Source organism: Kitasatospora sp. NPDC001527 (assembly GCF_040298605.1).
Lineage (GTDB): Bacteria > Actinomycetota > Actinomycetes > Streptomycetales > Streptomycetaceae > Kitasatospora.
This window is the reverse complement of sequence record NZ_JBEPAM010000047.1, coordinates 1-15089: the sequence shown is the minus strand read 5'-3', so window position 1 is coordinate 15089 and position 15089 is coordinate 1. Positions and strand designations below refer to the sequence as shown.

Genomic DNA, 15089 nt, shown 5'->3' with positions numbered 1-15089 from the left:
CGTTGCCATGCGCACCCGAATTCTCGTACTTGGCGGGCGCGTCGGCTGAGCGGGCCATGCCCCGCTTGTGACAGACCGACGCGCCACCCCTCGCATGCCCTTGGGCACGAGGGGTTTTTTGTTGCACTGACGCCGTTCCACCACTGCAATACCCCTGGCCCCGTGGCCCCTCGAAAGGGACGATTGGGGCAGAGCCGGCGATCGGCCCGCAAGCGGGACCCCATCCCTCGACCCCGGGGCCCGCAACCTCCGGGCCGGCCAGAACCGAGAAGAGACAGGCAGATGACTGAGCACGCCGCAGCCCCCCGCCGCGGGGACACCCCGGCCGCCCACGCTCCCGCTCCGCAGCACGTCGTCGAGACCATGACCGGCGCGCAGTCGCTCATCCGCTCGCTGGAGGCCGTCGGCGCGGACACCGTCTTCGGCATCCCCGGCGGGGCCATCCTTCCCGCGTACGACCCGCTGATGGACTCCACCAAGGTGCGCCACATCCTGGTCCGTCACGAGCAGGGCGCCGGCCACGCCGCCACCGGGTACGCGCAGGCCACCGGCCGGGTCGGCGTCTGCATGGCGACCTCGGGCCCGGGCGCGACCAACCTGGTCACCCCGATCGCCGACGCGTACATGGACTCGGTGCCGATCGTCGCGATCACCGGCCAGGTCTCCTCCCAGGCGATCGGCACGGACGCCTTCCAGGAGGCGGACATCTGCGGCATCACGATGCCGATCACCAAGCACAACTACCTGGTCACCGACCCGGCCGAGATCCCCCGGGTGATCGCCGAGGCGTTCCACATCGCCGCCACCGGCCGCCCGGGCCCGGTCCTGGTCGACATCGCCAAGGACGCCCTGCAGGCCACCACCACCTTCCGCTGGCCGGTCGAGACCTCGCTGCCCGGCTACCGCCCGGTGACCAAGCCGCACGCCAAGCAGATCCGCGAGGCCGCGAAGATGCTGGTCACCGCCAAGCGCCCGGTGCTGTACGTCGGCGGCGGCGTCATCAAGGCCGGCGCCACGGCCGAGCTGCGGATCCTCGCCGAGCTGACCGGCGCCCCGGTGGTCACCACCCTGATGGCGCTCGGCGCGTTCCCGGACAGCCACCCGCAGCACCTGGGCATGCCCGGCATGCACGGCTCCGTCCCGGCCGTCACCGCGCTGCAGAAGGCGGACCTGCTCTTCACCCTCGGCGCCCGCTTCGACGACCGGGTCACCGGCAAGCTGGACAGCTTCGCGCCGTACGCCAAGGTCGTCCACGCCGACATCGACCCGGCCGAGATCGGCAAGAACCGCCCGGCCGACGTGCCGATCGTCGGCGACGCCCGCGAGGTGCTGGCCGACCTGATCGTCGCGGTCCAGGCCGAGTTCGACGCCGGCCACAAGGGCGACTACAGCGACTGGTGGGAGCGGCTCGACGAGTGGAAGCGGACCTACCCGCTGGGCTACGACCCCGCGGCGGGCGGCCAGCTCTCCCCGCAGCAGGTCATCGAGCGGATCGGCCGGCTGGTCGGCCCGGACGCCATCTACGCGGCGGGCGTCGGCCAGCACCAGATGTGGAGCTCGCAGTTCATCCGCTTCGAGAAGCCGGGCACCTGGCTCAACTCCGGCGGCGCCGGGACCATGGGCTACGCCGTGCCGGCCGCGATGGGCGCCAAGGCGGGCCGCCCGGACGCCGCGGTCTGGGCGATCGACGGCGACGGCTGCTTCCAGATGACCAACCAGGAGCTGGTCACCTGCGCCCTGAACGGCATCCCGATCAAGGTCGCGGTCATCAACAACGGTTCGCTGGGCATGGTCCGTCAGTGGCAGACGCTGTTCTACAACCAGCGCTACTCCAACACCGTGCTGCACGCGGGCCCCGGCCACGACGGCATCGAGCCGCCCGCCCAGGGCACCCGGATCCCCGACTTCGTCCTGCTCGCCGAGGCGATGGGCTGCGTCGGCCTGCGCTGCGAGCGCCCCGAGGACCTCGACGCGGTGATCGAGCAGGCGATGGCGATCGACGACCGCCCGGTGGTCATCGACTTCATCGTCCACCAGGACGCCATGGTCTGGCCGATGGTCGCGGCCGGCACCAGCAACGACGAGATCCAGTTCGCCCGCGGGGTGCGCCCCGACTTCGGCGACGACCTCGACTGAGCCCCTTCCGGAACGACCAAGGGAACCCACGCCCCATGTCCAAGCACACCCTCTCCGTCCTGGTCGAGAACAAGCCCGGCGTGCTCGCCCGGATCGCCGCGCTGTTCTCCCGTCGGGGCTTCAACATCGACTCCCTCGCCGTCGGCCCCACCGAGCATCCGGACGTGTCCCGGATGACCATCGTGGTCAACGTCGAGGACCTCCCGCTGGAACAGGTCACCAAGCAGCTCAACAAGCTCGTCAACGTGATAAAGATCGTCGAACTCGACCAGTCCGCTGCGATCCAGCGGGAACTGGTCCTGGTGAAGGTCCGCGCCGACAACGAGACCCGGTCGCAGATCGTCGAGATCGTCCAGCTGTTCCGCGCCAAGACGGTCGACGTGTCCCCGGACGCGGTGACCATCGAGGCCACCGGCAGCTCGGACAAGCTGGAGGCCATGCTCCGGATGCTGGAGCCTTACGGCATCAAGGAGTTGGTCCAGTCCGGCCTGGTCGCCATCGGACGCGGCGCCCGTTCGATCACGGACCGCTCGCTGCGCGCCCTCGACCGCAGCGCCTAGCAGCCGCCGCCCACCCGTCGCCCACCACCGCCCTTCCAACGGCGCGCTGGCGCGCGGCACCCCTTTCCGAATCACCGCTCCACCCCTTCACCGGGTCCGCATACGGTAGGAACCGACGCAGACCCAGGCAAACCACTCGCAAGGAGATGTGCCCCCGTGGCCGAGCTGTTCTACGAAGACGACGCCGACCTGTCCATCATCCAGGGCCGCAAGGTCGCGGTCATCGGCTACGGCAGCCAGGGCCACGCCCACGCGCTGTCCCTGCGCGACTCGGGCGCGGACGTCCGGGTCGGCCTGAAGCCGGAGTCCAAGTCCCGCCAGAAGGCCGAGGAGGCCGGCCTGCGCGTGGTCACCCCCGCCGAGGCCGCGGCCGAGGCCGACGTCATCATGATCCTGGTCCCGGACCCGATCCAGGCCGACGTCTACGAGGCGGACATCGCCCCGCACCTGAAGGCCGGCGACGCCCTGTTCTTCGGCCACGGCCTGAACATCCGCTTCGGCTTCATCAAGCCGCCGGCCGACGTCGACGTCTGCATGGTCGCCCCGAAGGGCCCGGGCCACCTGGTCCGCCGCCAGTACGAGGAGGGCCGCGGCGTCCCGGCGATCGTCGCCGTCGAGCAGGACGCCTCCGGCAAGGCCTTCGACCTGGCGCTGTCCTACGCCAAGGGCCTGGGTGCCACCAAGGCCGGCGTCATCAAGACCACCTTCACCGAGGAGACCGAGACCGACCTGTTCGGTGAGCAGGCCGTCCTCTGCGGTGGCACCGCCGCCCTGGTGAAGGCCGGTTTCGAGACCCTGGTCGAGGCCGGCTACCAGCCGGAGATCGCCTACTTCGAGTGCCTGCACGAGCTGAAGCTCATCGTCGACCTGATGTACGAGGGCGGCCTGGAGAAGATGCGCTGGTCGGTCTCCGAGACCGCCGAGTGGGGCGACTACGTCACCGGCCCGCGGATCATCACCGACGCCACCAAGGCCGAGATGAAGAAGGTCCTCGCCGAGATCCAGGACGGCACCTTCGCCAACACCTGGATCGCCGAGTACAAGGCCGGTCTGCCCAAGTACAACGAGTACAAGAAGGCCGACGAGGACCACCTGCTGGAGACCACCGGCAAGAAGCTGCGCAAGCTGATGAGCTGGGTCAAGGAAGAGGCCTGATCCACGCCGGGCGCGCGGAATCGGACCCTCTCGATTTTGTAACGCCCTTGTACAACTAGGCTGCTCCCGTCCGGGTGATTTCGCCGGACGGGAGCAGCCCGGTACCCAGCCCGTCGATACACTTCCGAGTGCGCGTCAGGCCCACAGCGTCGTGCGTCTACCTACGCGGCATGCCACCTTCCCCCGCCCTCCACGCCACCTTCGTGCCCGGGGGAACCGGACAGTTAAGGACCACTGTCGTGAGCAAATCCGTAGTTCTGATCGCCGAAGAGCTCTCGCCCGCCACGGTCGACGCCCTTGGCCCCGACTTCGAGATCCGCCACTGCAACGGCGCGGACCGCACCGAACTGCTGACCGCCATCGCGGACGTCGACGCCGTCCTGATCCGCTCCGCCACCAAGGTCGACGCCGAGGCGCTGGCCGCCGCCCGCAGGCTCAAGGTCGTCGCCCGGGCCGGCGTCGGCCTCGACAACGTCGACGTCTCCGCCGCCACCAAGGCCGGCGTCATGGTCGTGAACGCCCCGACCTCCAACATCGTCACCGCCGCCGAGCTGGCCTGCGGCCTGCTGATCTCCGTCGCCCGCAACATCGCGCCGGCCAACGCCGCGCTCAAGGGCGGCGAGTGGAAGCGCAACAAGTACACCGGCGTCGAGCTGAGCGAGAAGACCCTCGGTGTGGTCGGCCTCGGCCGGATCGGCGTGCTGGTCGCCCAGCGGATGTCCGCGTTCGGCATGAAGATCGTCGCGTACGACCCCTACATCCAGGCCGCCCGCGCCGCGCAGATGGGCGTCAAGCTGGTCTCGCTGGAGGAGCTGCTGGAGGTCTCGGACTTCATCACCGTCCACCTCCCGAAGACCCCGGAGACCATCGGCCTGATCGGCGACGAGGCGCTGCACAAGGTCAAGCCGTCGGTCCGGATCGTCAACGCCGCCCGCGGCGGCATCGTCGACGAGGACGCGCTGCTCAGTGCCCTGCGCGACGGCCGGGTGGCCGGCGCCGGCCTGGACGTGTACGCCAAGGAGCCGTGCACCGACTCCCCGCTGTTCGCCCTCGACAACGTGGTGGCCACCCCGCACCTGGGCGCCTCGACCGACGAGGCCCAGGAGAAGGCCGGCATCGCCGTCGCCCGCTCGGTGCGCCTGGCGCTGGCCGGCGAGCTGGTGCCGGACGCGGTCAACGTCCAGGGCGGCGTGATCGCCGAGGACGTCCGCCCGGGCCTGCCGCTGGCCGAGAAGCTCGGCCGGATCTTCACCGCGCTGGCCGGCGAGGTGGCCGTGCGGCTCGACGTCGAGGTGCGCGGCGAGATCACCCAGCACGACGTCAAGGTGCTCGAACTGTCCGCGCTCAAGGGCGTGTTCGAGGACGTCGTGGCGGAGACGGTGTCCTACGTCAACGCCCCGCTGTTCGCCCAGGAGCGCGGCGTCGAGGTCCGGCTGACCACCTCCAGCGAGAGCCCCGAGCACCGCAACGTCATCACCGTGCGCGGCACCCTCGCGAACGGTGAGGAGATCGCCATCTCCGGCACGCTGGCCGGCCCCAAGCAGGTCCAGAAGATCGTCGGCGTGGACGCCTTCGACGTGGACGTGGCGCTCACCGACCACATGGCCTTCTTCAAGTACGAGGACCGCCCGGGCGTGGTCGGCGTCCTCGGCCGCCACCTCGGCGACGCCGGCATCAACATCGCCGGCATGCAGGTCGCCCGCGACGGCAGCGGCGCGCTGGCCTCCCTCACGGTGGACAGCGAGATCCCGCAGGAGGTGCTGTCGGCCATCGCCGCCGAGATCGGCGCCCGCTTCGCCCGCTCGGTCGACCTGGGCGCCTGACCGCCCCGCAAGGCCCCTGACCAGGGCCCGGACCGCCGTCCCCACGGCGGTCCGGGCCTTTGGGCGTGTCGGACATTTGCGTTCCTCCGGGTGACGGCCGTCTCAGATAGTAGGAAATCCAAGTATTCGTGCAGACACCGCCGGGCCGGGGCCGTACGGTGGTGGAAGCCGTACGGTGCGCCGCCCCTGTAGCCAGGGTGAGCGGCCCGTGCGTGCGCGTACGCCCGATGGGCAGGCGACCCCCGCCCGGTGTACCCCTCCCTCCTCCCCAACCGCCGCGTCCGTTCCCACGGCGCGTATCGCACCAAGGAGCCCCGGTATGCCCCCGACTGCCGACCGCCACGCTGCTTCCGCCCCCGCGACCCCGCAGACCCGCGTCCCGCGCCGCCGCCGGGCCGCCGAGCGGAACCCCTTCGCCGCCGCCGCGCTCCAGCGGGCGCTGGACCGCCGCGACAACGGCGGCGTGACCGGCCACCACTGACCGGTCGCCGCCGGGCCGCCGTGCACGGTGGCGTTCATCCGCCGAATGGGCCGAACGGGCTGACGGAGCATCACCCTGAAGGGTGCAACTTGCCACCGTTCGGGGGAGGTTGCTCGCCCCGACCGGCGCGATATTCCTAATTTGGGGCCCCCGGAAGGGTGATCGACGGCCGCACGGGCGGGCGTCAGCGGCACGGTATGCGGATCAGTTCCCCCGGCCGGGGGGAGAGGACCCCATGCGTCGTCCCACCGTCCGCCGACCGCGCGCCCGGATCGGCCTGGCCCTGGCCCTGGCCCTGCTGGCCGGGCCGGCGCTGCTCGCCGGCGCCGCCCCGGCCGCCGGGAGCCCGCCGGCGGCCCCGGCCGCCCGGGCCGCCGGCACGCCCGTCCCCGTCCTGCTGGAACTCGCCACCGAGCCCGTCGCCCCCGTCTGGCGGCGGGCCGGCGACGAGGCCCGGAGCCGGCGGAGCTCCCCGGAGGCCGCCCACCGGGAGGCCGCCCGGGCCGGCGCCGCCCAGCGGGCCCGCGCCTCCGCGGCGCTGGACCGGCTGGCCGACGCCGTCCACGGCGCCGTGCCCGCCGCCCGGGAGCTCTACCGCACCCGCACCCTGGTCACCGGCCTCGCGGTGAGCGCGCCGGCCGGCCGGCTGCCCGCGCTGCGCACCCTGCCCGGGGTCGCGGCCGTGCACCCGATCGTCCGCAAACGGCGCGACAACGCCCACTCGGTGCCGGTCACCGGCGCGCCCGCGGTCTGGGCGGGCGGCTCCTCCGACGGCGGGGCGGCCGGCACCACCGGGCAGGGCGTGCGGATCGGTGTCGCCGACAGCGGCATCGACTACACCCACGCCGACTTCGGCGGCCCCGGCACCGAGGAGGCGTTCCGGTCCGTCGACGGCGCAAAGCCCGCGCCCGCGGGGCTGTTCCCCAGCGCGAAGGTGGTGGGCGGGCGCGACCTGGTCGGCGACGACTACCAGCCCGACCCGGGCGCCCCGCACTACCAGCCCGACCCGCACCCCGACGACAACCCGATCGACTGCGGCCTCAACGGCCACGGCACCCATGTCGCTGGCACCGCCGCCGGCCTCGGCGTCACCGCCGACGGGCAGCCCTACCGCGGCCCCTACCGGCCCGGCCTGGACCCGGCCGGCTTCCGGGTCGGCCCCGGCGCCGCGCCCGGTGCCCAGCTGTACGCGATCCGGGTCTTCGGCTGCGACGGCTCCACCGACCAGCTCGGCCAGGCCCTCGACCTGGCCGCCGACCCGGACGGCGACGGTGACCCGAGCGACCGGCTGGACGTCCTCAACCTCTCGCTCGGCAGCCGCTTCGGCGCCACCGACGACGCCGACGCCCTGGCCGTCGACCGGCTCGCCGCGCTCGGCACCGTGGTGGTCGCCGCCGCGGGCAACGAGGGCGACGTCTACGGCATCGGCGGCAGCCCCGGCACCGCCGCCCGGGCGGTCGCCGTCGCCGCCTCCGTCGACCCGCACGGCGACGCCGACGGCATCACCGTGCTCGACCCGCCCGCGCTCGCCGGCGCCGTCCCCGCCCACTGGAGCGCCCGCTACCGGGACTGGTCCACCGCCGACGTGACCGGCGAACTCACGCTGCCCGCCGACCAGTCGGACGGCTGCGAGGCCTTCTCCGAGGCCGACCGGCAGCGGCTCGCCGGGCGGATCGCGGTGCTCGCCTGGAGCACCCGCGAGTCCGAGCGCGCCTGCGGCTCGGGCCCGCGCGCCGACCACGTCGCCGAGGCGGGCGCGATCGGCGCCCTGCTGGCCGCCGACGACGACCACCTCGCCGAGATCGCCGGCAACGACCGGGTGCCGCTCGCCCTGCTCGGCCGCGCCGACGGCGAACGGCTGCGCGCGGGCGCCGCCGCCGGTCCGGTCCGGGTCCGCCTCGCCGCCCCCGGCAACCCGCTGCACGGCGCCGTCGCCCAGGACCAGCCGCAGCGGCTGGACACCCTCACCGACTTCACCTCGCGCGGCATCGGCGTGCCCGGTGTCGTCAAGCCGGACCTCGCCGCCCCCGGCGAGACCATCTGGTCCGCCCTGGTCGGCAGCGGCGCCGGCGGCCAGCGCGAGGACGGCACCTCGATGGCCACCCCGCACGTCGCCGGGCTGGCCGCGCTGGTCCGCGCCGCGCACCCGGACTGGACCGTCGAGCAGGTCAAGGCCGCGCTGATGAACACCGCCGGGGACACCTGGCTCGGCGACGGCGCCACCGGCCCGGTCTACGGACCCGAGCGCACCGGCGCCGGCCGGGCCGCCGTGGACCGCGCCGTGCGCACCCCGGCCGTCGCCTACGCGGCGGGGGAGGGGGCGGTCGAGGGCGCCGTCGGCGTCTCCTTCGGCCCGGTCGCCGTCACCGGGCCGCTCGCCCTGGTCCGAGAGGTGGAGGTGCGCAACCTCTCCGCCGCCCCGGTCGCCTACCGCACCGGCTACGCGGCGGCCACCGATGCGCCCGGCGCCCGCTTCGAGCTCGCGCCCGACCGGGTCGAGGTCCCGCCCGGCGGCGCCGCGCGGGTGCGGGTCACCCTGCGGGTGCCCGGCGCGCTCGGCCGTGCCCCCGACCCGACGATCGCCACCCTCCAGGGCGGCCGGGCCCGCAGCTACCGCGGCGAGCTCTCCGGCCGGCTGCTGCTCACCCCGGACGCCCCGGCCGCCCCGGCCGCCCCGGGGCTGCGGGTGCCGCTGTTCGCCGCGCCGCGGGCGGCCTCCGACCTGGCCGCCACCACCCCGGTCCGCACCGCCCGGGGCGGCGCGCTGGTCGCCCTGACCGGCACCGACGCCCCCGGCGGCGCGCCCGGTCTGATCAGCGCCCTCGCGCTCGGCGGGGAGGGCGACCGCTGGCCCGACTGCCCGCCGGACAGCGGGGCGGCGGTCGGCCCCGGAGCGGGCGTCGTCCCGGAGGGCAGCACCGAGGAGGCCGAGCACCTCCAGGACCTCTGCGTCGAACGCCCCGGCGACCGGGCCGCCAACCTGCGCGCCGCCGGCGCCGCCACCGACGCGCCCGCCGTCGCCGGCGACCCGCTCGCCGAGGGCCGGCTCTACCTCGGCACCCGGGTGTGGGCCCCGGCCGCCACCCCGGTCGGGGTGTTCGCCGTCCGGGCCTCGCTGGACACCGACGGGGACGGCGCGACCGACGTGGTGGTCAAGGCCGACCGGCAGCGCGGCAGCGACGTCCTGGTGGCCCGCGCCCTGGACGCCCGCACCGGCGCCGAGCTGGACGTCCAGCCGCTGAACGCCCGCTGGGGCGACACCGACACCGCGCTGCTGGACTCCGACAGCGTGGTCCTGCCGGTCCGCCTGTCCGCCCTGCCGGGGATCGCCCCCGGCCGCAGCACCGTCCACTACGCGCTGTGGACCGGCCTCGCCGGCCCCGGGACGCCCGACCCGGCCGAGGCCTTCTCCGCGATCGGCCTGCACGGCACCCGGCCGACCCTCCCGATCGACGTCCTGCACCCCGCCCTCGACGTCCGCACCGGCCCCGGCGGCCCCACCGCCCTCGCCGCCCCCGTCCACCCCGCCACCGTCCTCGACATCCACCGCACCGACCCCGCCCCCGCCCGCCTGCTCCTCCTCCACCACCTCAACCCGGAGGCCCACCGCGGCCAGGTCCTGCGCCTGCCGTAGCACGTGCCGAGGGGCGTGCACGGATCTGCGCACGCCCCTCGTGAGGGTGAAGAAGCGGGGGATCGGTCCGAGTAGCCTGAGAACGGCCACGAGGATGCCCGTACGGGAGGAACCATGAGCGTCGCGCCGTACCCCGACTGGATCAGGCCCCCGGCCGAGGGGTACACGGCCGAGGACCTCGACCGGTTGCCGGATCTCCCGCCGCACACCGAGTTGCTCGACGGGAGCCTGATCTTCGTGAGCCCGCAGCCCCTCTTCCACATGCGTACGCTGCGCAGGCTGGAGCGAGCACTGGAGACCGCCGTCCCGGACGGTTGGCAGGTGTGGCGGGAGATGACGATCCGGCTGAACCTGCGCAACCGCCCCGAACCGGATCTCATCGTCGTGAACGAGCACGCGGACCCGGGGCCCGACGGAAGCTACTGCGACGCCCAGGACGTCCTGCTCGCCATCGAGATCGTGTCCACGGAGTCCCGGGAACGCGACCGTGAGGTCAAGCCGCGCAAGTACGCCGCCGCCGGTATCGCGCACTTCTGGCGGGGAGGGGGACGAGCACGGGCAGGCGATCGTCCACACCTACGAGATCGACCCGGCGACCGGGCTCTACGGGCTGACCGGGATCCACCACAAGCAGCTGAAGCTGGACCGTCCCTTCCCGGTCGACATCGATCTCACCTGATCCGGCCCCCGGTGCCGTTGTCCGGATAGTGGACGTGGGATGTCAGGCTGTGGGACACCGGAGTAGCCTCCGAGCATGTCTCGCACGATTCGTCTCGCAGTCGTCCCCGGTGACGGTATCGGCCAGGAAGTGGTGGCCGAGGGCCTCAAGGTGCTGGGGGCGGTGCTTCCCGCCGATGTGAAGCTGGAGACCACCGAGTTCGACCTCGGGGCCCGGCGCTACCACCGCACCGGTGAGACGCTCCCGGACAGCGTCCTGGCGGAGCTCAAGGCCCACGACGCGATCCTGCTCGGCGCCATCGGCGACCCGAGCGTGCCGTCCGGAGTCCTGGAGCGCGGGCTGCTGCTCAAGCTGCGGTTCGCCTTCGACCACCACATCAACCTGCGCCCCGGCAGGCTCTTCCCCGGGGTGAAGTCCCCGCTGGCCGGCGACCCGCAGATCGACTTCGTGGTCGTCCGCGAGGGCACCGAGGGCCCGTACGTCGGCAACGGCGGCACGCTGCGCACCGGGACCGAGCACGAGGTGGCCACCGAGGTCAGCCTCAACACCGCGTACGGCATCGAGCGCGTGGTGCGCGACGCCTACCGGCGGGCCCAGGCCCGCCCGCGCAAGAAGCTGACCCTGGTGCACAAGAACAACGTGCTGGTGCACGCCGGTCACCTGTGGACCCGGATCTTCGAGCAGGTCGGCCGGGAGTTCCCCGAGGTCACCACCGACTACCTGCACGTCGACGCGGCGACCATCTTCTTCGTCACCCAGCCCGAGCGGTTCGACGTCATCGTGACCGACAACCTGTTCGGCGACATCCTGACCGACCTGGCCGCCGCCGTCACCGGTGGGATCGGACTGGCCGCCAGCGGCAACATCAACCCGAGCGGTGCCTTCCCGTCGATGTTCGAGCCCGTGCACGGCTCGGCGCCGGACATCGCCGGCCAGGGCAAGGCCGACCCGACCGCCACCGTGCTGTCGGTCGCCATGCTGCTCGAGCACCTCGGGTACCCCGCCGAGGCCGCCCGGATCGAGGACGCGGTCGCCGCGGACCTCGCCGAGCGCACCGGGGCCCGCACCACCGCCCAGGTCGGCGACGCGCTCGCCGCCCGAGTATCCGCCTAGGAGGCCGGAACCCGACAAACGGCGTTCCGGTCCCCGCGGGCCGGACCCCATAACGGCAGCTTGCGGATCTCCAAGGAGTCCGCGGCTGTTCGGCACGGCCCTCTGGATGCGAGTATCGACAGTGGGTCGTGCCGCCGTGCGTCCGTTCCGTCCGAGATGGGTGGAACGTCCACCGGCGGGGCGGCCCGGACCAACCCCACGGTGAAGGACACACAGCCATGAGCACGCCCACCCAGGCGCCCATCACGTTCGACCTCAAGCCCTCCGCGCACCCGCTGTCCCCGGCGGAGCGCGAGGCCCGGCTGGCCAACCCGGGCTTCGGGCGCGTGTTCACCGACCACATGGTCACCATCCGCTGGACGGAGGGCGTGGGCTGGCACGACGCCCAGCTGGCGCCCTACGCGCCGATCGAGATGGACCCGGCCAACATGACCCTCCACTACGGCCAGGCGATCTTCGAGGGCCTCAAGGCCTACCGCCAGGCCGACGGTTCGATCGCGACCTTCCGCCCGGAGGCCAACGCCCGTCGCCTGCAGGCCTCCGCCCGCCGCCTGGCGATGCCGGAGCTGCCGGTCGAGACCTTCGTCGAGGCCGTCGAGCTGCTCATCCAGCAGGAGCAGGCCTGGGTCCCGAACGAGCCGGAGCAGAGCCTCTACCTGCGCCCGTTCATGTTCGCCACCGAGGTCGGCCTGGGCGTCCGCCCGGCCAACTCCTACCTCTTCATGATCATCGCCTCGCCGGCCGGCGCCTACTTCCCCGGTGGCGTCAAGCCGGTCTCGGTCTGGCTCTCCGAGGACTACGTCCGCGCCGCTCCGGGGGGCACCGGCGCCGCCAAGTGCGCCGGCAACTACGCCGCCTCGCTGGTCGCCCAGGCCGAGGCCGCCGCCAAGGGCTGCGACCAGGTGGTCTGGCTCGACGCCGCCGAGCACCGGTGGATCGAGGAGATGGGCGGCATGAACCTGTACTTCGTCTTCGGCGAGGGCGAGGACGCCAGGATCGTCACCCCCGAGCTGTCCGGCGCCCTGCTGCCCGGCATCACCCGCGACTCGCTGCTCCAGCTCGCCGCCGACCTCGGCTACGCCGTCGAGGAGCGGAAGATCTCCACCGACGAGTGGAAGCGGGGCAACGCCGACGGCACCCTCACCGAGGTCTTCGCCTGCGGCACCGCCGCCGTCATCACCCCGGTCGGCTCGGTGAAGTCCCGCGGCGGCGACTGGACCGTCGGCGCCGGCGAGCCCGGCCCGGTCACCATGGAGCTGCGCCGCGCCCTCCTCGCCATCCAGGGCGGCCAGGCCCCCGATACCCACGGCTGGCTGCACAAGATCGCCTGACGCCGCCCGCCGCCGCCCCCGAGGCCCGCCCGGCCCGCCCGTCCCGGATGGCGAGACGGGCGGGCCGCGGTGCGGATGATGTGCCTACACTGCGAACGTGTCCTCGCTGTCGCTGATGATTAGCAGCAGGCGCGCCGGTCCGCAGTGACCGCCCACCGCACCACCCGATGCGGGGCGACCACCAGCGTCCAGACCCGCGCGCAGACCTCTCGCACCCGCGAGGGGTCTTTTTGTTTACCCCGGACCGGCCGGAGCCCCCACAAGGGGCCGAGGGACACCGGGTGCGCGCGGGATGCTGGACAGTGGAGCCGGATCAGAACCGGCAGAGCAGTAACCGACCTCCCGGAACGGAGAACCCAGGGTCATGACCCAGGCGACCAACCTCCCCGACGACGCGTTCCACGTCTTCGACACCACCCTGCGCGACGGCGCCCAGCGCGAGGGCATCAACCTCACGGTGGCCGACAAGCTCGCCATCGCCCGGCACCTGGACGAGTTCGGCGTCGGCTTCATCGAGGGCGGCTGGCCCGGTGCCAACCCCCGGGACACCGAGTTCTTCGCCCGCGCCGCCGAGGAGCTGGACCTGCGGCATGCCCGGCTGGTCGCCTTCGGCGCCACCCGCCGGGCCGGCGGCCGCGCCGCCGAAGACCCGCAGCTGGCCGCGCTGGTGAACTCCGGCGCGCCCGTGATCACCCTGGTCGCCAAGGCCCACGACCGGCACGTCGAACTGGCGCTGCGCACCACCCTGGAGGAGAACCTGGAGATGGTCCGCGACAGCGTCGCGTACCTGCGGGCCCAGGGCCGCCGGGTCTTCATCGACTGTGAGCACTTCTTCGACGGCTACCGGGCCAACCGCGCGTACGCGCTCGCCGTGGTCCGCGCCGCCCACGAGGCCGGCGCCGACGTGGTGGTGCTCTGCGACACCAACGGCGGGATGCTGCCGTCGGGCGTGCGCGAGACCGTCGCCGACGTCCTCGCCGAGACCGGCGCCCGGCTCGGCATCCACGCCCAGGACGACACCGGCTGCGCGGTGGCCAACACCCTGGCCGCGGTGGACGCCGGCGCCACCCACGTGCAGTGCACCGCCAACGGCTACGGCGAGCGGGTCGGCAACGCCAACCTCTTCCCGGTGGTCGGCGCGCTGGAGCTCAAGTACGACCGCCGGGTGCTGCCGCCCGGCAGCCTCGCCGAGATGACCCGGATCTCGCACGCGATCGCCGAGCTGGTCAACCTCACCCCCTCCACCCACCAGCCCTACGTCGGCTTCTCCGCCTTCGCCCACAAGGCCGGCCTGCACGCCTCGGCGATCAAGGTCGACCCGGACCTCTACCAGCACATCGACCCGGAGACGGTCGGCAACACCATGCGGATGCTGGTCTCCGACATGGCCGGCCGCGCCTCCGTCGAGCTCAAGGGCAAGGAGCTGGGCTACGACCTCTCCGCCGACCGGGACCTGGCCGGCCGGGTGGTCGCCAAGGTCAAGGAGCAGGAGAACCTCGGCTACACCTACGAGTCCGCCGACGCCTCCTTCGAGCTGCTGCTGCGCGACGAGGTGCGCGGCCGCCGCGAGCGCTTCTTCACCCTGGAGTCCTGGCGGACGATCAGCGAGCAGGGCCCGGGCGGCACCGCGGGCAACGAGGCGACGGTCAAGCTCTGGGCCAAGGGCGAGCGGATGATCGCCACCGGCGAGGGCAACGGCCCGGTCGACGCGCTGGACCGGGCGCTGCGCACCGCGCTGGAGCGGATCTACCCGCAGCTGGCCAAGCTGGAGCTGGTGGACTACAAGGTCCGCATCCTGGAGGGCCAGCACGGCACCGGCTCCAAGACCCGGGTGCTGATCGACACCGCCGACGGCACCGCGACCTGGTCCACGGTCGGGGTGGCCGACAACGTGGTGGCCGCCTCCTGGCTGGCGCTGGAGGACGCCTACACCCACGGCCTGCTGCGGGCCGGCCTGGAGCCGGACGCCGAGTAGCGGACCCGCCGCACCGCCGGGTGGCGGAGGCAGGACGGCGCGGCCCGTGGACCGGAGGGTCCGCGGGCCGCGCCGTGCGTCGTCGGGCAGTGCCCCCGGCTCACCGCAGCCGGGCGAGGAGGGCGTGTTCGACGAGGGTGATGAGGGCGCTCTTGGCGCTGTCGCGGCGTCGGGCGTCGAGGGTGATGACGGGGGTGTCGCT

General features: G+C 73.3%; 9 protein-coding genes and 2 pseudogenes. 10 read left to right on the top strand and 1 reads right to left on the bottom strand.

The features are described from left to right. The first annotated feature begins 282 nt into the window (after positions 1 to 282). The 10 genes and pseudogenes from ABT238_RS31030 to cimA all read left to right on the top strand — a co-directional run bounded on the left by ABT238_RS31030 (position 283) and on the right by cimA (position 14887). A complete protein-coding gene (locus ABT238_RS31030; RefSeq protein WP_350570149.1) occupies positions 283 to 2136 on the top strand; it encodes an acetolactate synthase large subunit in 1854 nt (617 codons plus the stop codon). Between the two features lie 35 nt (positions 2137 to 2171). Further along, positions 2172 to 2696, top strand: coding sequence for an acetolactate synthase small subunit (gene ilvN, locus ABT238_RS31025; RefSeq protein ID WP_030302941.1), 525 nt, complete (start codon positions 2172 to 2174; stop codon positions 2694 to 2696). A 156-nt stretch (positions 2697 to 2852) separates the two neighbouring features. Beyond that, on the top strand, positions 2853 to 3851 hold the full coding sequence (ilvC, locus tag ABT238_RS31020; RefSeq protein ID WP_350550163.1) for a ketol-acid reductoisomerase: 999 nt from the start codon (positions 2853 to 2855) through the stop codon (positions 3849 to 3851). A 239-nt stretch (positions 3852 to 4090) separates the two neighbouring features. Beyond that, entirely contained in the window at positions 4091 to 5674 is a 1584-nt protein-coding gene (gene serA, locus ABT238_RS31015; RefSeq protein WP_350570151.1) for a phosphoglycerate dehydrogenase, read from the top strand. A 319-nt stretch (positions 5675 to 5993) separates the two neighbouring features. Then, the gene (locus ABT238_RS31010; RefSeq protein WP_350570152.1) at positions 5994 to 6155 is read left to right on the top strand and encodes a hypothetical protein; all 162 of its coding nucleotides are present in this window, start codon (positions 5994 to 5996) and stop codon (positions 6153 to 6155) included. Positions 6156 to 6390: 235 nt separating this feature from the next. Then, on the top strand, positions 6391 to 9789 hold the full coding sequence (locus ABT238_RS31005) for a S8 family serine peptidase (RefSeq protein ID WP_350802043.1): 3399 nt from the start codon (positions 6391 to 6393) through the stop codon (positions 9787 to 9789). Positions 9790 to 9903: 114 nt separating this feature from the next. Beyond that, a pseudogene (locus ABT238_RS31000) lies at positions 9904 to 10468 on the top strand (Uma2 family endonuclease). Between the two features lie 75 nt (positions 10469 to 10543). After that, positions 10544 to 11581: a 3-isopropylmalate dehydrogenase gene (locus ABT238_RS30995; protein WP_350570156.1), complete on the top strand. Its 1038-nt coding sequence runs from the start codon at positions 10544 to 10546 to the stop codon at positions 11579 to 11581. Positions 11582 to 11799: 218 nt separating this feature from the next. Then, positions 11800 to 12912, top strand: a complete 1113-nt coding sequence (locus tag ABT238_RS30990; protein ID WP_350570157.1) for a branched-chain amino acid aminotransferase — start codon at positions 11800 to 11802, stop codon at positions 12910 to 12912. A gap of 364 nt (positions 12913 to 13276) precedes the next feature. After that, positions 13277 to 14887 carry a citramalate synthase gene (cimA, locus tag ABT238_RS30985; RefSeq protein ID WP_350570158.1) on the top strand — a complete coding sequence of 537 codons (1611 nt, stop codon included), beginning with the start codon at positions 13277 to 13279 and terminating at the stop codon, positions 14885 to 14887. Between the two features lie 100 nt (positions 14888 to 14987). On the opposite strand, the pseudogene ABT238_RS30980 reads toward cimA, so the two are convergent. Next, positions 14988 to 15089, bottom strand: a pseudogene (locus ABT238_RS30980) (ATP-binding protein); the annotation flags it as partial.